Source organism: Streptococcus sp. DAT741 (assembly GCF_009866825.1).
In the GTDB taxonomy this organism is placed as follows: Bacteria; Bacillota; Bacilli; order Lactobacillales; family Streptococcaceae; genus Streptococcus; species Streptococcus ruminantium.
This window is the reverse complement of the sequence record NZ_CP019557.1, coordinates 1,943,893-1,964,146: the sequence shown is the minus strand read 5'-3', so window position 1 is coordinate 1,964,146 and position 20,254 is coordinate 1,943,893. Positions and strand designations below refer to the sequence as shown.

General features: G+C 41.4%; 12 protein-coding genes. 11 read left to right on the top strand and 1 reads right to left on the bottom strand.

Annotated elements, in window-relative coordinates; all coding sequences use genetic code 11:
• Nucleotides 1–16: 16 nt before the first annotated feature.
• Nucleotides 17–190 (bottom strand): YlcI/YnfO family protein, encoded by a 174-nt coding sequence (locus tag BZG42_RS09320; RefSeq protein ID WP_018376428.1) that lies wholly within the window; start codon nucleotides 188–190, stop codon nucleotides 17–19.
• Nucleotides 191–743: 553 nt separating this feature from the next.
• Between BZG42_RS09320 and BZG42_RS09315 the strand changes: the two genes are divergently transcribed.
• The 11 genes from BZG42_RS09315 (at nucleotide 744) to BZG42_RS09265 (ending at nucleotide 20,119) form a co-directional block, all read left to right on the top strand.
• On the top strand, nucleotides 744–2,330 hold the full coding sequence (locus tag BZG42_RS09315) for a collagen binding domain-containing protein (RefSeq protein ID WP_159780126.1): 1,587 nt from the start codon (nucleotides 744–746) through the stop codon (nucleotides 2,328–2,330).
• Nucleotides 2,331–2,430: 100 nt separating this feature from the next.
• Nucleotides 2,431–3,390, top strand: coding sequence for a glycosyltransferase PgfS (gene pgfS, locus BZG42_RS09310; protein ID WP_155963913.1), 960 nt, complete (start codon nucleotides 2,431–2,433; stop codon nucleotides 3,388–3,390).
• Nucleotides 3,391–3,392: 2 nt separating this feature from the next.
• Complete coding sequence (gene pgfM1 / locus BZG42_RS09305; protein ID WP_155996180.1) at nucleotides 3,393–6,380, top strand: glycosyltransferase PgfM1; 2,988 nt, start codon at nucleotides 3,393–3,395, stop codon at nucleotides 6,378–6,380.
• 335 nt (nucleotides 6,381–6,715) lie between these two features.
• Nucleotides 6,716–12,781, top strand: a complete 6,066-nt coding sequence (locus BZG42_RS09300) for a pullulanase (RefSeq protein ID WP_165437146.1) — start codon at nucleotides 6,716–6,718, stop codon at nucleotides 12,779–12,781.
• A 321-nt stretch (nucleotides 12,782–13,102) separates the two neighbouring features.
• Complete coding sequence (locus BZG42_RS09295) at nucleotides 13,103–14,551, top strand: PTS ascorbate transporter subunit IIC (protein WP_120172360.1); 1,449 nt, start codon at nucleotides 13,103–13,105, stop codon at nucleotides 14,549–14,551.
• A gap of 77 nt (nucleotides 14,552–14,628) precedes the next feature.
• Nucleotides 14,629–14,907 carry a PTS sugar transporter subunit IIB gene (locus BZG42_RS09290; protein WP_120172359.1) on the top strand — a complete coding sequence of 93 codons (279 nt, stop codon included), beginning with the start codon at nucleotides 14,629–14,631 and terminating at the stop codon, nucleotides 14,905–14,907.
• A 61-nt stretch (nucleotides 14,908–14,968) separates the two neighbouring features.
• Nucleotides 14,969–15,454: a PTS sugar transporter subunit IIA gene (locus BZG42_RS09285; protein WP_024532668.1), complete on the top strand. Its 486-nt coding sequence runs from the start codon at nucleotides 14,969–14,971 to the stop codon at nucleotides 15,452–15,454.
• Between the two features lie 300 nt (nucleotides 15,455–15,754).
• Nucleotides 15,755–16,420 (top strand): 3-keto-L-gulonate-6-phosphate decarboxylase UlaD, encoded by a 666-nt coding sequence (locus tag BZG42_RS09280; protein WP_120172358.1) that lies wholly within the window; start codon nucleotides 15,755–15,757, stop codon nucleotides 16,418–16,420.
• A 2-nt stretch (nucleotides 16,421–16,422) separates the two neighbouring features.
• A complete protein-coding gene (locus BZG42_RS09275) occupies nucleotides 16,423–17,286 on the top strand; it encodes an L-ribulose-5-phosphate 3-epimerase (protein ID WP_120172357.1) in 864 nt (287 codons plus the stop codon).
• Nucleotides 17,286–18,002 (top strand): L-ribulose-5-phosphate 4-epimerase, encoded by a 717-nt coding sequence (locus tag BZG42_RS09270; protein WP_155996177.1) that lies wholly within the window; start codon nucleotides 17,286–17,288, stop codon nucleotides 18,000–18,002. Before BZG42_RS09275 ends, BZG42_RS09270 begins: the two co-directional genes overlap by 1 nt.
• Before the next feature lie 428 nt (nucleotides 18,003–18,430).
• On the top strand, nucleotides 18,431–20,119 hold the full coding sequence (locus BZG42_RS09265; protein WP_155965012.1) for a BglG family transcription antiterminator: 1,689 nt from the start codon (nucleotides 18,431–18,433) through the stop codon (nucleotides 20,117–20,119).
• The last annotated feature ends 135 nt before the right edge of the window (nucleotides 20,120–20,254 follow it).

Here is a 20,254-nt window from a genome sequence, read left to right as displayed (position 1 = left end):
TTATTGGTTTTTGTTGTTATTTTTTATCTTCCATGTCCCTCAACGCATACTCACATGCTTGAATCACGAAACTCGAAAAAGTTACATCCTTGTTTTGAATTGCTTTTTCTATTTCTTCAATAAGTGGTACTGGAAATCGAATAGTTTTATTTTCCGTTTCTTTACGATTTGATTTTAGTTGAAATGCCATATCTTTTCTCCTCTTTTTGTTTTTAGGATATAGCATTTTGTACGCTAAATATGCATTGCGTTTTGCATTGCCAATTGAGTGTTATTATGTTAAAATAAAATAAAAATTATAACTTAGGAGCCCAGATGGATATTGCTAATTCATTAAGAAGGTACTTAACATAAAAAAATAACCTAATCCTATCAATACAAAAGCAGATAAAAGAACTTGAAAGAGAAATTTTTCAAGCAGAGGTTACTCTAAACGATATTTCAGATGAAAAAGTATTTCTTGAGGACTTCCAATGAGATATTCGCACAAGAGGATTTATCTTATGATGAATATGCAGAATATTATAAATATAGCGATTTCAAAAGCAAAAAATTTAGAGAAGAGTTATTTTTTACGTTATAGTAATAAATATAGATTTTTTAAAATATCAATCTATAATTAAAGGAGGTGAGCGGATTATTTTAAATTGGCAAACATTCTACTATATAGATATTAATTGAGTTAGGGGTAATTTTTATTTTATATAATAATTAAACTTGACCAGAGTAGCAGGAGGAGAAAATTGGAACAGTTATTAAAAAATAGATTTGTTAAAACACTTCTTATTATTTTTTTACCGCTTTTATTTATTACAGCATTATTTAATCCCATTAAAATAGTTAAAGCAGCAGATGTCAGTTCTAACGTTACATCACTGACGGTATCACCTAGCCAAATTAATGACGGTGGAAAAACCACTGTTAGATTTACTTTTGATGAACATTCACAAAAAATCAATTCTGGTGATACAATTAGAGTTAATTGGCAAAATTCAGGGACAGTATATGGTTCAGGTTTTAAGAAGACAATTAGACTGATGATTGGTGGAGAATACGTTGGTGATATGATTATCAGCGATGGAGAAGCGGTGGTAACATTTAATGAGGGAGTTAAAGGGTTACAGAATATCACTGGTTGGGGTGAATTTGAAATTCAAGGTCGCGATATGACACAGACAAGTGATGAACATTCAGGGACTTTTACAATCAATAGTGGAGGACAATCAGTAGTTGTTACTGTAAAAAAGGGTGCCTCGGGAACAGTAGGAGTTTTTTACTATAAAACAGGTGATATGTTACCAGAGGATACGGAGCATGTTCGTTGGTTTTTAAATATAAATAATGAGAAAGCATATGTAGATAGTGATATCAGAATAGAAGATGAAATTCAACCCGGTCAGACACTGGATTTAAATAGTTTTGATATTACAGTCGGAGGCTATAAGCCTGGGCATTACTATGGTTCAGATGCGATTAATAAATTTATCAAGGACTTTCCTGGATCATCTATTTCAGTCGATGCTACGACGGGGAAAATTTCAGTTCTTATTACTCAAGGCTATGCATCTTTAAGTAATTTCAGTATTATGTATAAGACAAAGGTTGACAATTCGGAACAGCAAACCTTTGAAAATCATACTAAGGCTTGGTATAAAGAAAATGGTAAAGATGCTATTGAAGGTAAAGAGTTTAATCATTCCGTTGTTAACGTGAAAGCAGATGGTGGTGCGGACGGAAATAAACCTACAACGACTACCGAGGAGCCAACGACCACTACTACAACCGAGGAGCCAACGACCACTACTACAACCGAGGAGCCAACGACCACTACTACAACCGAGGAGCCAACGACCACTACTACAACCGAGGAGCCAACGACCACTACTACAACCGAGGAGCCAACGACCACTACTACAACCGAGGAGCCAACAACCACTACTACAACCGAGGAGCCAACAACCACAACGACTACCGAGGAGCCAACAACCACAACGACTACCGAGGAGCCAACAACCACAACGACTACCGAGGAGCCAACAACCACAACGACTACCGAGGAGCTAACAACCACAACGACTACCGAGGAGCCAACAACTACAACGACTACCGAGGAGCCAACAACCACTACCACAATTGAGGAGCCAACGACCACCACCACAACAAGTGAAAAACCTAGTCAACCAGAAACGACCACAAATGACAAATCTAGAAAAGCATCGCTCCCATCTACGGGAGAAGTAGGTAGCTTTTTAGCAACTATGCTTGGATTTGGTGTCCTTGTTTCGATAATCACAGCGATGGTGTACCATCGTAAATCAAAAAATCATTAGGCTAATGTTACAAGAGAGAACAGATTTTCTCTCTTTTTTAGAAGGAATAAATACTTTATTATTTGTTCCCTTTAAGAAAATATGAAAGAAAGGTAGTTCAATGAAATTAACTGTACTAATTACTTTTTTCAATGAAGAAAATATATTGACTAAAACACATGATGAAATGTCTAGACAGTTGGATAGTATGCTGGGAACAGGGCTTTCAGATTATGAATTGCTCTATGTTGATGATGGTTCGAGTGATGCAACTCTTGAGTTGATAGAGACGATTGCAGCGGATAGCTCAAGGGTTCGCTATATTAGCTTAAGTCGAAATTTTGGTCGCGAGGGAGCAATTTTAGCAGGTTTTAAATATGCAACTGGTGATGCGGTGATGGTAATGGACGGAGATCTTCAGCACCCACCCTATCTCATTCCAGAATTTGTTGCAGCTTACAAGGAGGGATATGACATTGTTAGCGGTCAGAGAGACCGTGTGGGAGAATCTAAACTAGCAAGTCTTTTTGCAAAAGTTTTTTATGATGTATCGAATCACTCAATGGATGTTCGGCTAACTGATGGGAAATCAGAATTGCGATTACTGAGCAGACGTGCTGTTGAGACCTTTATAGCATTACCGGAATACAATCGCTTTAATAAAGGGCTCTATGAGTGGATTGGCTTTAAAGAAAAAGTAATTCCATACAAAAATCAAGTTAGGATAACTGGGAAGAGTAAATTTGGATTGAAAAAGTCCTTCAATTATGCTATTCAAGGAATCATCTCCTTTAACGATAAGCCTCTGAGAGTTTGTGTACAGTTTGGGTTAATCAGTTTAGGAATCGCTTTGCTCTACCTGTTAGTTGAACTTGTTCGATATTTTATGTATGCAGGGCATAGGGTCAGCGGTTATTTTACAACTATAGCTGCCATTATTCTTTTTAGTGGAGTCCAATTGATTTCTATCGGTATTTTGGGAGAATACATTGGGAAGATTTATTATGAAGTCAAGCAACGTCCACATTTTGTTGTTGGAGAAACAAATATTGAGGCAGCAAGAAAAGATAGGGTAGGGTAAGAATGAAATTGTTTACGAGATTATATCAACGGCTGCTAAATTCGCTTAAGGCTCACCGAAAGTTAAGCACTTATATTATCAGCGCTCTACTTCCAATGGTGATTATATTGGTAGTTTGGTCTTTTATTGGAATGTACCCTTTTGGTACAAAGAGTCTTATGGCAGTTGACTTTGGACAACAGTACATCAGTTTTTATGGTTTCTTGAAATCAGCAATTCTTTCGGGTGATTGGTCTAGTTTTTTCTACTCCTTTACCAAATCACTAGGTGGGGATATGCTTGGAGTATTAGCTTATTATCTATTGAGTCCTTTTAATCTCATCTATATCATCACTCCATTTAGTCATTTTAGTTTAGCAGTCTTCCTGACAATTTGGCTGCGTTATGGGGTTATCGGACTTAGTTTTGCATATCTTTTAGTGAGACGCTATAAAGCGCTGGAAGGAAATGCATGGCTAGTGCCTTTTGTATCAACTGCTTATGCTTTGTCTGGGATGCTGGTTTCTTATCAGATGAATCCAATCTTTTACGATGCTATGATTTTGTTACCACTTGTTATTGCGGTACTGGAAGAACTACTGGACGGAGGGAAACCGTTTTGTTATATCTGGACGATAGCCTTGACCTTCTTTTTGCAGTTTTATATGGGCTATATGATTGGTATTTTTGTTGCCTTGTATGCTTGTTTCTATGTTTCTCCTCGTCTGGCAGTTGAAGGAGATTGGAAAAAGAAGCTAGGGAGTTTCTTTTCTCCTCTTCTAAGGACTTTTAGTTACTCTGTTATAGCGATAGGACTAGTGTCCGTCTTGATCTATCCAGTTGCCCTAAATCTTATGCAAAGTAAAGGGCAAGTGGGAACTGGACTGACCTTTCGTTTAGCATTGCAGATCAATCCTTTAGATATTTTATCAAAATTAACCATTGGTGGCTTTGATACGACCTCTGGTTGGTCAGCAGGTCCTAATTTACCAAATATTTATGTAGGGGCACTAGCTTTATTTGGCTTTATTCTCTATTTTAAGTTCGCAAAAGTGCATCGCAACCAAAAAATCAGTGCTAGTATTATAACGGTAATCTTTTTCATTTCATTTGTTAATGAGTTTTCTAGTAAAATTTGGCACATGGGGCAGAATCCAGCAGGGTTCTTTTTCCGCTTTTCTTGGATTTTATCTTTCTACATGGTTTTGCTGGCTTTTCAAGCCTTCAAAGAATCGCCGAAGATTTCGAACAAGGGTTTTGGAATTGGCTGTGTTATACTCATTGCTTCTGCAACCTACGTCTTGAGTCAAAAATACAGTTATATTTCTAAAGAACAACCTCAGATGGTGACGGATTTTGTCAAGCAAAACTATTTATTGATTTTTCTTTTTACAGGTCTATTTGTTACGGGGATTTTTTATTGCTACTGGAAAAAATGGCAATACTCTAAAAAGAATAGACTGATCTTCTCTGTTGTTCTAGTAAGTGCGATGGTACTAGGTCTATTTTTATTACAGCAGGGTTATCTTCTTTCGCAGGTAGCCTTGACTATTATGGTCTGGTTAAGTGTTTTGCTGGTTTTCTATTTGGGTCCAGGTCGTTTGGGGTGGGTGATGCTAGCTTTCATCACAATACTTGAGCTGGGATATAATGCATATTTGTCCCAAGTGACCCTACATTATGCCAATGCTTATAAATTTAGTGATGCAACAATTTCGGTTAAGCATGTAACAGATAGTCTTCAGGATAATGCTAAAACAAAATTCTATCGTATCGGTTCTAGCTTTTCTTACTCAAAAACAGCACCAACTTTGTTGTCTTATCCGGGACTGAGCAGTTTTAGTTCAAGTTTGGAGCGGTCTACCATGAATTTGTTTGCATATCTGGGAGATGTAGGAGTGAATGCTGCAACCCAATATGCAAATGGAACAGCTTTAACAGATGCGCTCTACGGGGTGCGTTATTATATGGATGTGAAAGACTTCACCCAAAAAGAGGTCGAAATGAATCCTAAAAAGATGTATTTTACGCGTTACTCCAAACGATTTGATCTTCCAGAATACTATATAAACAAGGTATACGATGACGACCGGTATGTTGTTTATGAAAATCCCAATGTCCTCTCCATTGCTTTTGGAACAAATACGCTTGTGCGAAATATACAATTTGGATTCAATAATCCTGTAGCAAACCAAAATATTATCCTTAATTCGATGGTGGGGAATTCTAAGAATGATATTCATTATTTTCAGACCTTCGGTTTTTCAAGAGTGGAGACAGAAAATATGAAAGAGTCAACCAACGATAAAGGTGAGAAGGTCTATGATCGCATTGATAGCAATCGACCGGGAATCGTTCGCTATAAAATCATTCCTAAAAGTAGCTATACTTATTATTTTCTAACGCCATATTTTTTAAACAAAGCAGAAGGTCGTCTCTCAATTCTCCTAAACAATAAATGGTTGACGAACCAAAAAAGTTTTTCTCAAAGACAGCTTTGGCAATTGACCTCAAATACAGAAGGAGAGGAGACGGTGCTTGAATTACGGTACTCAATGGATGGTGTCAACTTAGAAGGAGCAGGTCTTGTGCGCGCAGATAATGATGCTATTAGGAGGGTATTAAGAGAGCGTTTAAAACAAAATATGGTAGTTACGGAATGGACAAACACCACTGTTAAGGGGACTGTTGATATTACTGATGATAGTAACATCATGATGACCACCATTCCCTACAGTGAAGGGTGGACGGTGAAGGTTGATGGAAGAATGGTAGTGGCTAAAAAAGCGTGGAATAGCTTACTATCATTTCCAATAACCGCAGGAAGGCATACCATCGAAATGTACTTTTTCCCGCAAGGACTGATTGTCGGAGCTGTGTTCAGTTTGGTCTCTTTGATGATTGTCGTCAGCTTATACTATGCTGATAAAAATTGTTCAAACAATGAGAATAGTCAGAGGGATGAAAGAAAAATAATAGGGAAGGATTCTCTTGATCAAATTGTTTGCTAACAGAAACTATTCACTATCCATTTTGACTGTGTTGATGATTGTTGATTACATTCCGCAAGGGAATTTTATGTTATAAATCGTAAAAATAATGTTTGTATGCCTGATAATCTACCGAGACTTCTGTAATAGAGTGGCTCCAACATTACAAAAAGAATGATAAAATGCTTCAGAAATTCCATAAGATACTTTTTTAGTTATGGGATTTAGGAAGCTTTTATTTTGAAAATAGTTGGAAATCTGTTAACGATAACATCTGAGAAAACGTTTGCAAAACCTCTGTTAAATTGTATATACTGGTAATATACCTATCAAACGAATATACATGGAGGAGTTATATGAAAAAGAAATCCGCTCAGGATGTGAAGCGAATAGGAATGTTCAAGGAGAAGCAAATCTTTGGCATCCGAAAGCTAAATGTAGGAATTGCCTCAGTCGGTATTGCGACGGCTCTCTTTTTAAGTGGTGTGGGACAGGTGGTACAAGCTGAGGAAGCAGTCGCACCTGCAACGACTCTCTCAGGAAAGACAGAAGAGACTGTATCGGATGCTGCGACTCTAGCAACCCCGGCAACCAACACAGAAGAAGCTGCTAAGGCTCAACCAGTTGTAGAAACACCTGTAGCAGAAGCGCCGATTGAAGCTGGCAACATCCGTCTTCACTTTGAAAATGTAGACAAAAAAGAGCCTGAAAAACAGGGACTATGGACCTGGGGCGGTGTAGAAAAACCATCAGATGGCAACAAATGGCCGAATGATACAGCGAATTTTTCTAGTAGCCAAGTTGACAACTACGGTCACTATGTAGATATTAAAAAGTCAGAAACTCCAGCAACCATCGGCTACTTATTGCTCAAGAATGGGGAAAAGGTAACCGAGTCAGACCAGAAAGTTGAACTGCTGGTTCCTGAGCAAAATGAAGCTTGGATTGCTAGTGACTACAGTGTTTCTAGTTATGAGCCTATTAAGGATGAGAAGCTTCTTCGCATCAATTACAAACGAGATGATAACAACTATGAAGGTTGGGGTGTTTGGACTTGGGGTGATACGACCAAAGCTAGCGACGGTTGGCCCGCCGGTGCAGTCGATTTTAAATTAGGGAAATACGGTGCTTATGTAGATATTCCTTTATCTAAGGCTCTGGATTCTAAATTGAATTTTCTTCTAGTCAATAAAAATAATCCGGATCTTCCTGGTAATAAAACGATTGATTTAGCCTTCGCCGATCGTAAGCGTCATAGCCAGATTTTCCTCCGCAACGATGAGGCAAAGATCTATACTAACCCTTATTTTGTCGAAGAAAAGCTTGAGTTAGACACGAGTAAGGCAACTCCTGGAACGAAAAATGTGACCGTTGCAGCTAGTATAAAAGCACCATTTAATTACAACGAAAGCGGCCTAGTATCACTCACTGTGACCAATCCTGAACAGGTTGAAATTGTCAAAATGGAAGTAGATACAACAGCTATTGGAGGCGGGATTGTCCCGATTTCAACAGAACTCAACCGTGTGACAATCAAGGCGACATCGGATACAGTACCGGGAACCTATAGCTTGCCTGTGAAGGTTTATGACAAGGACAATGGTTACTATGAAACCAAGTTGGATGTGACGATTACCAAACGTCAAAAGGCTGCTGGTGAAAAGGACTGGGATGAGCAGGTCATCTATTTTATGTTGACTGACCGTTTCTACAATGGAGACACCAGCAATGATAAACGAGTTGAAGGGAAGATTACCAATCCTCGTGGTCTCTATCAAGGAGGAGACTTCAAAGGAGTAACAGCCAAATTAGATTACTTGAAGGAATTGGGGGTCAATTCCATCTGGTTGACACCGATTGTAGAAAATATCCCACAAAATGCTGGTGGTGAAAAAGATGGTGACTATTACGCTTATCATGGCTATTGGGCAGCTAACTTTGAAAAACTCAATCCACATCTAGGTAGTTTGGCTGATTTCCATGAATTGATTGATGCCGCAGCAGAAAGAGGTATCAAGATCATCGTGGATGTCGTGCTCAACCATGCAGGTTACGGAACAGAAAATACATTTTCAGGCATGGTACGAACCAAGGAAGAGGACAAGCAAGGAGATGATCAACTGGGCTCTCTCGCTGGTCTACCTGATTTTAAGACAGAGGAAGCCGATATTCGCAAGAAATTAGTAGACTGGCAAGCTTCTTGGTTACAACGATCTACCACAGCCAAAGGCAACTCCATCTATGGCTTCCGTGTAGATACGGTGAAACACGTGGATGATACCACCTGGCAGCATTTCAAAAATGAATTGGTGGATCGTGATCCTGACTTCCACCTGATTGGGGAGACTTGGGGTGCCAATTACAAGGATACGAAGGGTGATCTAGGTATTGGAACCATGGATAGTTTGCTGGACTTTGGTTTCAAGGATATTGCCAAGTACCTAGTCAACGGTCAGCTCAAGGCGGCTGGAAAAGAGTTGGAAGAGCGTAGTAAGGTCTTGAATAGCGCTGCTAGTCTGGGTCAATTTTTAGGTAGTCATGATGAAGATGGTTTCCTATACAGTCTTGGCGGAGTCGAAAAAGAAGGCAATCTGGACAAATTGAAACTAGCTGCCAGCCTTTTGATAACAGCAAAAGGTCAACCGGTCATCTACTATGGAGAAGAGTTGGGGCAGTCAGGAAAAAATAACTGGCCTGTTTACGATAATCGCTATGATTTTGACTGGAGTCGGGTAGGAAACAGCGATTTACAAACACACTACCAAAAATTGTTAGCCTTCCGTAATGCTAATTCTGAGCTTCTTTCCCGTGGAGATACAGCGACAGTTGCTGCAAATGATAGCCAAGGTTGGTTATTAACCAAGCGTAGCTATCAAAACCAATCAGCCTACCTACTCTTTTCGACCAATACGGACAAGAAGGAAATGGATATTGAAGTTTCCGGAAAAGATGTCGTACTAAAGGATGCTTATACGGGTAAGAGCTACCAAGCTCTTGAAAAAGATGGTAAGTTTGTGGTTCAAGTAGAACTTCCAACGATTGCGCAAGGGGGAACGATGCTTCTTCAAGCTCAGGCAGGCGATATTGTTAATGCCAGTGTGAAAGGAGCGACAGAAGAGCCGATTCCAGCAGGTCACTTCCGGGTTCACTTTAAAAAATTACCATCCGATAATCTATCAAGTCTCGGTCTTTGGACATGGGACGATGTCGAAAAGCCATCTTCTAGCATAGGTGCTTGGCCGACTGGTGCGACCAATTTTAGCACTGCAAAGCAAGATGATTACGGTTACTACCTAGACATTAAGATGAAGGACGAAGCGGCAAGTAAGATCAGCCTTTTGATTAACAATACGTCGGGTGAAAACCTCACAGGTGATAAGACAATCGAGCGAATCAGTCCTAAGATGAACGAGGCCTGGTTTGACGAAAACTACCAGTTGAGTCATTATCCACCGCTCAAGAAAGGCTATATCCGCATCAACTACTTCCGTACAGATGGCAATTATGACCAAAAAGGCTTATGGGTCTGGGGAGATGTGAAGGATGTCAAATTGGGAGACTGGCCAGATGGTATTGACTTTGAAAATCGTGGCAAGTATGGTGCTTATATTGATGTGAAATTGACAGACCTACCAAATTCGATTGGATTCCTTTTATTGGACGAAAGCAAGTCGGGAGATGATGCAAAAATTCAGCCAAAAGACTACAACTTTACTGATTTGAAAAACCATACACAAATTTTCCTTAAAGACGATGATGCGACCATCTATACCAATCCATATTTTGTAAACAATATTCGTGTCACAGGGGTATCACATGTTAGCCTGACAGCCCTAGAAGCAGCTTTCACAACACTTGAAGGAGCAGACAAGCAGAGCATAATGGAAAAACTATCCGTAACAGATAAAAATGGTCAACCTGTCACTGTGACGGACCTTGTACTGGATACTACAAACAATAAAGTGCGAGTCCTTGGGGATTTCAATCAAGAAAACGCTGGCTATACCCTCAAGTATGGCAATGATAGCTTTACGACTAAGATGAGCTGGCAGTTGAAAGACGAGCTCTACGCCTATGATGGCGAACTTGGTGCGCGTGTTCATCAAGCGGGTGCTGTGGTGGATATGACCCTCTGGTCCCCAAGTGCAGACAGTGTTTCCGTAGTTCTTTATGATAAGGACGACCAGTCTAAAGTGGTCGGAAAATTGGCTATGACCAAGGGGGATAAGGGGCAATGGGATCTTAAGCTCAATGATCAATCTGGCCTTGGCATTACTGATTATCGCGGCTACTACTACCACTACGAAATTACTCGAAATGGCCAGTCCGTTCTCGTTCTTGATCCGTACGCCAAATCATTGGCAGAGTGGAATAGTGATTTGGCGGAGACAGATCCGTCTTACCGCGTTGCCAAGGCAGCAATTGTCGATCCAAAAGAAGTTGGACCAAGTGACCTTACTCATGCGACCATTCCAAACTTTGTGAAACGTGAAGATGCGATCATCTATGAAACACATGTCCGCGATTTTACATCTGACCCTGCTATCTCAAGCGAATTGAAAGCTCAGTTTGGTACCTTTGCGGCTTTTGCAGAGCGTCTCAAATATTTGAAAGAACTAGGCGTGACCCATATCCAATTGTTGCCAGTTATGAGTTATTATTATGTCAATGAATTGAAAAATGCAGAGCGCCTTGGTGAGTACGCTTCTAGCAATAGCAACTATAACTGGGGCTATGACCCACAGAGCTATTTTGCCTTTACCGGTATGTACTCAACTGATCCGACAAATCCATTGAAACGAATTGAGGAATTTAAAAACCTCGTAAATGAAATTCATAAACATGGCATGGGAGTCATTTTGGATGTGGTCTACAACCACACTGCTAGGACCTTCTTGTTTGAAGATTTAGAGCCGAATTACTACCATTTCATGGAAGCAGATGGCACTGCCAAGTCCAGCTTTGGTGGTGGTCGTTTGGGGACAACTCACCACATGAGTCGTCGTGTCTTGGTGGATTCTATTAAGTATCTTGTTGATGAGTTTAAAGTGGATGGTTTCCGCTTCGATATGATGGGAGATCATGATGCAGAGGCAATTGAAACAGCTTTCAAGGAAGCCAAGAAGATCAATCCAAACATCATCATGCTAGGAGAAGGCTGGAGAACCTTTACAGGAGATGCCAACCAACCTGTCAAACCAGCAGACCAAGATTGGATGAGTTCAACGGATACGGTGGCGGTCTTCTCGGATGATATTCGTAATACCCTCAAGTCAGGTTATCCAAATGAAGGGCAACCGGCCTTTATCACAGGCGGCGCTAAGAGCATTGAAGCAGTTTTCAACAATATCAAGGCTCAACCAAGCAATTTCCAAGCTGACGATCCGGGTGATGTGATTCAGTATATCGCAGCTCATGATAATCTGACCCTCTTTGATATTATTGCCCAATCTATCAAGAAAGATCCATCAGTGGCTGAAAATAATCGGGAAATTCATCGCCGCCAACGCTTGGGTAATTTGCTGGTCTTGACCTCTCAAGGAACACCATTCATCCATTCTGGACAAGAGTACGGACGGACCAAACAATTCCGCCATCCAGATTATAAATACCCTGTATCTGATGATAAGGTACCAAACAAGGCTCATCTGTTAACAAACGCAGATGGCACACCGTTTGACTATCCATATTACATCCATGATTCCTATGATTCATCTGATGCAGTCAACAAGTTTGATTGGACCAAGGCGACAGATTCAGAACGTTATCCAGAAAATACGCAAACCCAAGCCTTTACCAAGGGATTGATTGCCTTACGGAAGTCAACGGATGCCTTCCGTTTAGGGACAAAAGAAGAAGTGGATCAGAGAGTCAGCTTAATCTCTATACCAGGACAAAATGGCATCGCTAAAAATGATGTTGTGATTGCCTACCAGACCATTGCAAGCAATGGTGATCGTTATGCTGTCTTTGTCAATGCAGATAGCAAGGAGCGGCGCTTTGTTCTCGCAGACATCTATAAGGATCTGCTCAAGGGGCAAGTTCTCGTAGATGGCAAGCAGGCTGGAGTAGAAGCTCTGACGAATCTGGATGGAGTGACCTTGACAGACGATGCAGTTGTCCTTGCGCCATTGACCGCAACAGTGATTCGTCTACCGCACCGTGTTTCACAGGTGCCAGATACAGCTCCGACAGCGGAGGAAAAACCAATAGTTGATCTAGGAACAACTCAAGCAGCGCTTCCTAGTGAAAAAGAATCTCCTTCTGTAGTCTCTCCAGTTCAAACAGCAAGTTCTGCAAGCGAAAAAACCTTGCCAGCTACAGGTGAGTCCAGAAATGGCCTAGCTCTTCTTGGTCTTGGTTTTGCAGGTCTCGGACTGATTGGCGCTACAAAAGGTAGAAAGAAATTGGAAGACGAATAAATAATTGGCTCTTATTAAGTGGAGCATATACTCAAATGATTGTAGGCCTAGGCTATCAATCCGTCATATTTTGAGTATCACTTCCCTCTGAAAGAGGTTGGTTTATCCAGCCTCTTTTTATTGTGAAAAAAGAGAGGTACTCTAGAGTCGTTTCACAGGCGGCAGTAGAAGAGAAAACGGACACGGACGGGTTGACAGATTCATACGATTGGAAAATAGTCCAATAGTGAACACAAGCCTGTGTTTTATTTGGTCTTTTTGTTTCCGCTTACATAATCTATAATAAGACCATACAAATCATTTCAAAAAGGAGAATGAAAAATGGATTTCCTTCAAACCCCATTAAACTGGTTCTCACAGAATATCTTGCAGAATCCAGCCTTCTTTGTAGGTCTATTAGTGTTGGTGGGCTATGCCCTCTTGAAAAAACGACCTCATGATGTTTTTGCAGGGTTTATCAAAGCGACGGTTGGCTACATGATTTTAAACGTAGCTGCAAGTGGCCTGGTGACAACTTTCCGTCCAATCTTGGCTGCCTTGAACCATAAGTTTCAAATTGATGCAGCAGTCATTGACCCTTACTTTGGTCTTGCAGCAGCTAATGGCAAGATTGCGGAAGCCTTCCCTGATTTTGTATCAGCAGCGACCACAGCCCTCTTGATTGGTTTTGGTGTCAATATTCTTTTAGTGGCTTTTCGTAAGGTAACAAAAGTTCGTACTTTGTTTATCACCGGTCACATCATGGTGCAGCAAGCAGCAACGATTTCCTTGATGGTACTCTTTCTCATTCCAGCCCTGCGCAACCAATTTGGTACAGCGGCTATCGGTATCATCTGTGGTATTTATTGGGCGGTCAGCTCAAATATGACTGTTGAAGCAACGCAGCGCCTGACAGGCGGCGGTGGCTTCGCTATTGGTCACCAGCAACAGTTTGCTATCTGGTTTGTTGATAAGATTGCTCCAAAACTTGGTAAAAAAGAAGAAAACTTAGACAATTTGAAGTTGCCACAATTTCTCTCCATTTTCCATGATACAGTTGTTGCCTCAGCAACCTTGATGCTTGTCTTCTTCGGAGCTATCCTGTTTATTTTGGGGCCAGAAATTATGGCAAATCCAGAAGTCATCACTTCAGGTACTCCTTATAACCCAGCTAAACAAGCTTTCTTCATGTATGTTATTCAGACAGCATTCACCTTCTCAGTTTATCTTTTCATCCTGATGCAGGGTGTCCGCATGTTCGTAGCGGAGTTGACCAATGCCTTCCAAGGTATCTCAAGCAAGTTGCTTCCGGGTTCATTCCCAGCGGTGGACGTTGCAGCTTCTTATGGTTTCGGGTCATCTAACGCAGTTCTCTCAGGTTTTGCTTTTGGTTTGGTTGGTCAACTAATTACTATCGTTCTCTTGGTCGTTTTCAAGAGTCCAATTCTTATCATTACTGGTTTTGTGCCTGTATTCTTTGATAACGCAGCAATTGCGGTCTATGCTGATAAACGTGGCGGATGGAAAGCGGCAGCTATCCTATCCTTCCTCTCAGGTGTGATTCAAGTAGCACTTGGGGCGGTCTGTGTAGGTTTGCTTGAATTGAGCGGTGGTTACCATGGAAATATTGACTTTGAAGTACCATGGTTGCCATTCGGATATGCCTTCAAGTATCTAGGTATTGCTGGTTATGTCCTCGTTTGCCTCTTCTTGTTGGCCATTCCACAGCTTCAATTTGCAAAAGCTAAAGATAAAGAAGCCTATTATCGTGGTGAAGCGCCAGCAGAGTAATATAGCCTTTAGTATTTAAAGGAACATTCACCTATCTTACTAAAAACAACAAACTGTATAGAAATGGAAGTGAAATTATGATTAAAGTATTAACAGCCTGCGGAAATGGTATGGGTTCATCCATGGTTATTAAGATGAAGGTGGAAAATGCCCTTCGTCAATTGGGTGTAACAGACTTTCAATCAGCGTCTTGTTCTGTCGGTGAGGCAAAAGGCTTGGCAGCAGGATACGATATTGTGGTAGCCTCCAACCACTTGATTGCTGAGTTGGAAGGACGTACCAAGGGGCACTTGGTTGGTCTTGATAACTTGATGGATGACAACGAAATCAAAACGAAATTACAAGCCGTACTATAGATTGTCAGTAGGGGTAGGGACTTTCCCTCCCCCTTTCATATAGTACGTAGAAGAGGAAGTCATGAATTTACAAAAATCATTTACTGAAAATAATTCCATCCGCCTAGGATTGACAGCTGAAACTTGGCAGGAGGCAGTCCATTTGGCAGTTGAACCCTTGATTGACAGTGGTGCAGCTACAGAAGAATACTATGATGCCATCATTGCTTCAACGGAAGAATATGGCCCCTACTATGTTCTCATGCCGGGTATGGCGATGCCACATGCTCAAGCAGGAGTAGGGGTTCTGAAAGACTCCTTTGCCCTGATTACTTTGACAAAACCGGTGACATTTTCAGATGGTAAGGAAGTATCTGTTCTTCTCACTCTTGCAGCTACAGATCCCAAAATTCACACCTCTGTAGCTATTCCGCAGATTGTTGCCCTCTTTGAATTGGAAAATTCCATCGAGCGTTTAGTTGCTTGTCAAACACCAGAAGAAGTACTGGCTATGGTAGAAGAATCAAAAAACAGCCCCTACTTAGAAGGTCTGGATTTAGAAGGTTAATGATTCCATTGCATTTTACTTGAATAACAATACAAAAACATAGAGCATTTAGGTTTCAAGGCAATGTTTAGAATGTTAATAAAGCCCTTTGTTTACCAATTTAGCTATATGCTTTTATTAAAATTTAATCAGCTTTCATCATCTCTATTTGCCGAGATGAAATGATAAGTACAAATAAGAACGAAAGGGAAGAAATTCGAGCAGAAAACTCAGAATTTGGATAGGGTTACTTGTGTATAGACTCAACTGCGTATCTCTCCTGATTTTAGTCGTTTTCTGTTCGCTCTTGGTATCCTAACTATGACAAAACATATTCCAAATTTACAGGTCGCATTGGATCATTCTGATCTCAAGGGAGCTATAAAGGCAGCGGTGGCTGTCGGCCACGAGGTAGACATCATCGAAGCAGGGACTGTTTGCTTGTTGCAAGTCGGTAGTGAGCTGGTTGAGGTGTTACGCAACCTTTTTCCTGATAAAATCATTGTTGCTGACACCAAGTGTGCAGATGCTGGCGGTACAGTTGCCAAAAATAATGCTGTCCGTGGTGCAGATTGGATGACCTGTATCTGCTCAGCTACCATTCCAACGATGGAAGCGGCATTGAAGGCAATTAAAGAAGTGCGTGGCGACAAGGGAGAAATTCAAGTTGAACTCTATGGTGACTGGACTTACGAGCAGGCTCAGCTTTGGCTAGATGCAGGCATTTCTCAAGCTATCTACCATCAATCACGCGATGCCCTTCTGGCAGGTGAAACATGGGGTGAAAAAGATCTCAATAAGGTGAAGAAACTGGTAGAGATGGGCTTTCGTGTGTCAGTAACAGGTGGTCTGGATGTTGATACGCTCAAACTGTTTGAAGGAGTTGATGTTTTTACCTTTATCGCAGGTCGTGGCATTACCGAAGCAGAAAATCCAGCAGCGGCAGCACGTGAGTTCAAAGACGAAATCCGTCGTATTTGGGGGTAGGTATGGCACGTCCAATTGGCATTTATGAAAAAGCGACCCCCAAGCATTTTACATGGAAGGACCGTTTGGAGTTTGCTAAAGAGCTTGGTTTTGATTTTGTCGAAATGTCGGTAGACGAAAGTGAAGCTCGCTTGGCTCGCTTAGAATGGAGTAAAGAGGAGCGCTTGGAGGTGGTAAAGGCCATCTACGAAACAGGTGTACGGATTCCGACCATCTGCTTTTCTGGTCATCGTCGCTATCCACTCGGCTCCAACGATCCTGATCTTGAAGCTAAGTCGCTCGAAACGATGAAACAATGCATCGAATTGGCTCAAGATTTGGGTGTTCGGGTCATCCAACTCGCTGGCTACGATGTCTACTACGAAGAAAAATCTCCAGAAACACGAACTCGCTTCATTAAAAACCTTCGCAAGGCATGTAACTGGGCGGAGCAGGCTCAGGTTATATTGGCGATTGAGATTATGGACGACCCTTTCATCAACTCCATTGAGAAATACCTAGCTGTTGAGAAAGAAATTGATTCACCATATCTCTTTGTCTATCCTGATACGGGCAATGTTTCCGCCTGGCACAATGATATTTGGAGCGAATTTTATCTGGGGCATCGCTCCATAGCAGCCCTCCATCTCAAGGATACTTACGCTGTGACTGAAACATCTAAGGGGCAATTCCGTGATGTTCCATTCGGTCAGGGCTGTGTAGCCTGGGAGGAGATGTTTGCAGTCTTGAAAAAAACCAACTACCAAGGACCATTCTTGATTGAAATGTGGTCAGAAAATTGTGAAACTGTAGAAGAAACACGAGCAGCTATCAAGGCAGCTCAGGATTTCCTTTACCCATTGATTGAGAAAGCGGGGTTGAACTAATGCCGAAAGATTTACAGGCTATGCGGCAACGGGTCTACGAGGCCAATGTCGCTCTACCTGCTCATGGTTTAGTCAAATTTACCTGGGGGAATGTCTCCGAGGTCTGTCGTGAGCTTGGTCGTATTATTATCAAACCTTCAGGCGTTGACTATGATAAGTTGACACCTGAAAACATGGTCGTGACAGATTTGGATGGTCAAGTTATTGAAGGAGATCTCAATCCTTCTTCAGACCTAGCAACTCATGTAGCCCTCTATAAGGCTTGGCCCAATGTCCATGCGGTTGTCCACACCCATTCGACAGAGGCTGTTGGCTGGGCGCAGGCTGGGCGCGACATTCCTTTCTACGGAACTACACATGCAGATTATTTTTACGGTTCCATTCCCTGTGCTCGTTCCCTGACAGCAGAGGAGGTTGATCAGGCTTACGAAAAAGAAACGGGATCAGTGATTATCGAAACTTTCGCAGAGCGAGGTCTGGATCCTGTCTCTGTCCCTGGCATCGTCGTCCGAAACCATGGGCCGTTCACGTGGGGAAAAGACCCTTCTCAGGCTGTTTATCACAGTGTTGTCCTTGAAGAAGTGGCACGTATGAACCGTTACACCGAGCAGATCAATCCACGGGTTGAGCCAGCTCCTCAGTACATCATGGATAAACACTATCTCCGTAAGCATGGACCAAATGCTTATTATGGGCAAAAAGGTGACAGTCACTAGTTCACTATTTACAGAAAATATATAAAACCATAGGGAAAAGAAGGTGGTCTTTTGCAAAAAAAGAGCACTTTTCCCTTTTTGATGGGAGATAATAGTATGCATGGTGTTGCAAGGAGATTGTCAGGGATCATTGATGATTGGTATTGATTGTGCCATTTAGCATGAAACTCCTTCAGACACCTTGCAAGTTCATTCTAACGCTCTCTATCGCATGAAACATGGGTCTAATGAGGCTTCCGATAAAAGTAGTGCTTCCATGAAGAAAAGATTATTATCCTAGTATCTCATCTTCATTTGACATGTCAGCTTAGAAGGCATAAACCTGTACAAATCACAACAAACAGAAAAGCCAATCTTAATTACTAAAACGATTAGAATATCGTGTGTAAATGTGTTAAGATAGTAATAGAGTGGGGAGGAGGAAAATCTTGTTATTAGATAAGAGCAGTTGTGCTTTATTGAGGTATTTAATTGGATTGCAGGAGCCAGAGACCATCATGGCTATCTCTAAAGAGCTGCAGCAATCACGCCGAAAAATCTATTACCATCTAGAAAAGATAAATGATGCCTTGCCAGCAAGTGTAGAGCCAATCGAGAGTCTTCCACGTGTTGGCCTTCGTCTTTCAGAGGAACAGAAACAGGCTTGTCGTGATCTGCTGGACTCGATTGATTCTTACACCTATGTCATGAACATGTCTGAGCGCATCCAGTTGATGATGGTCTATATCTGTATTACACCGGAACGAGTGACGATTGAAAGACTGATGGAGTTGACAGAGGTTTCTCGTAATACCGTCTTGAATGACTTAAATGAAATCCGCTCTCAACTGGCTCAGGAGCAGTACAAGATGACACTCTACGTCTCCAAAAGCCAAGGCTATAGTCTAGCCTGTCATCCTTTGAATAAGATCCAATATGTCCACTCTCTTCTATACACGATTTTCTTAGATGCGAACAAGGGCTTTTTGCAAGTTTTGGAAGACAAGTTATTTGATCTGACGGGTTGCCAGCTTCTCTTTTCGGAAGAGATGGCGCAGTTTTTACAGGGACAGGTTTCGCAGTTAGAGAAAAAACTAGGTAAGAAAATCAATCGCTATGAAATTGAGTTCATGCTGAAAGTCCTGCCCTTTGTGCTTCTCAGTTATCGCAATATGGAAGTGGATAACTTGGAAAAGCGAGCCACTCTTAAAGAATTTGGGCAGGTGCGGGAGAGAATAGAATACCATGTCGCTCAAGATTTGAAAGATGCTCTGCTGAAGACCTTTGACTTGGGGCTGGATGAAATCGAAGTTTCTCTAATTGCTATTTTGCTTTTATCCTATCGAAAGGATAGCGATGTTCATGTATTTAGTCAAGATTTTATTGACCTGAAGCAAGTTATTGAGCGTTTTATCCATCATTTTGAAGTTCACTCAACCTTCGAGTTAGAAAATCCAGAGGAGTTAGCCAAACACCTCCTAGCCCATTGCAAGGCCTTGCTGTTTAGAAAAACCTACGGTATTCTTACAAAAAATCCAATGGTGCAGCAGATTCAATACAAGTATAGCAGCTTGTTTGCCATGACTCGGGTATCTGGAAAAATTTTGGAAGAGGAGTGGCAGATTGAACTGTCTGATGAGGACATTGCTTATCTGACTGTCCATCTCGGTGGAGCTGTCCATAGAAGCGGGACACGCAAGGCACCGACTCAGCTTGTTTATCTGATATGCGATGAGGGGGTATCAGTTCAGCGACTTCTCTACAAACAGTGTCAACATCATTTGCCAGATAAGAAGATCGGTGCAGTCTTTACAACTGAGCAGTTTAAAAGTGTAGAAGACCTCCTAGAAGTGGATTTTTTGATTACAACCAGTGAAGGTTTGGAAACAGATTTTCCATTGGTTCAGATTCATCCCATCATGGACTTTGATGATGTACTCAATGTGACCCATTTCGCAAAATACCGCAGTTTATCTGATGAAAGGCAGGGCTTTGCGGTAGAACTGGATAAGCTCTTGTCAGGCTATATTGCTGATGGCAAGGCAGCTCAGGAACTCAAACAACGCTTACAAAAGCTGATTACTAATGAACTCTTTACCAATTTATCCAATCAAGATATTGAAACGGACCTATATTAGGGTAAAGTCCAAGTGTGAACACAAACCTGTGTTTTATTTGGTCTTTTTTTTGTGGGCTATTGAGCATATACTAGAAACATAGAAATACACGCTCTTTGAAACTCAAATTCATCAAAAGTCTGATGAGCGGACAAC

Bases quoted from the DNA above. Each gene is read 5' to 3' on its own strand.
- BZG42_RS09280 (WP_120172358.1), top strand. From the start codon at position 15,755: ATGACAAAACATATTCCAAATTTACAGGTCGCATTGGATCATTCTGAT.
- BZG42_RS09285 (WP_024532668.1), top strand. From the start codon at position 14,969: ATGAATTTACAAAAATCATTTACTGAAAATAATTCCATCCGCCTAGGA.
- BZG42_RS09295 (WP_120172360.1), top strand. From the start codon at position 13,103: ATGGATTTCCTTCAAACCCCATTAAACTGGTTCTCACAGAATATCTTG.
- BZG42_RS09290 (WP_120172359.1), top strand. From the start codon at position 14,629: ATGATTAAAGTATTAACAGCCTGCGGAAATGGTATGGGTTCATCCATG.
- BZG42_RS09320 (WP_018376428.1), bottom strand. From the start codon at position 190: ATGGCATTTCAACTAAAATCAAATCGTAAAGAAACGGAAAATAAAACT.
- BZG42_RS09275 (WP_120172357.1), top strand. From the start codon at position 16,423: ATGGCACGTCCAATTGGCATTTATGAAAAAGCGACCCCCAAGCATTTT.
- pgfS (WP_155963913.1), top strand. From the start codon at position 2,431: ATGAAATTAACTGTACTAATTACTTTTTTCAATGAAGAAAATATATTG.
- BZG42_RS09300 (WP_165437146.1), top strand. From the start codon at position 6,716: ATGAAAAAGAAATCCGCTCAGGATGTGAAGCGAATAGGAATGTTCAAG.
- BZG42_RS09270 (WP_155996177.1), top strand. From the start codon at position 17,286: ATGCCGAAAGATTTACAGGCTATGCGGCAACGGGTCTACGAGGCCAAT.
- pgfM1 (WP_155996180.1), top strand. From the start codon at position 3,393: ATGAAATTGTTTACGAGATTATATCAACGGCTGCTAAATTCGCTTAAG.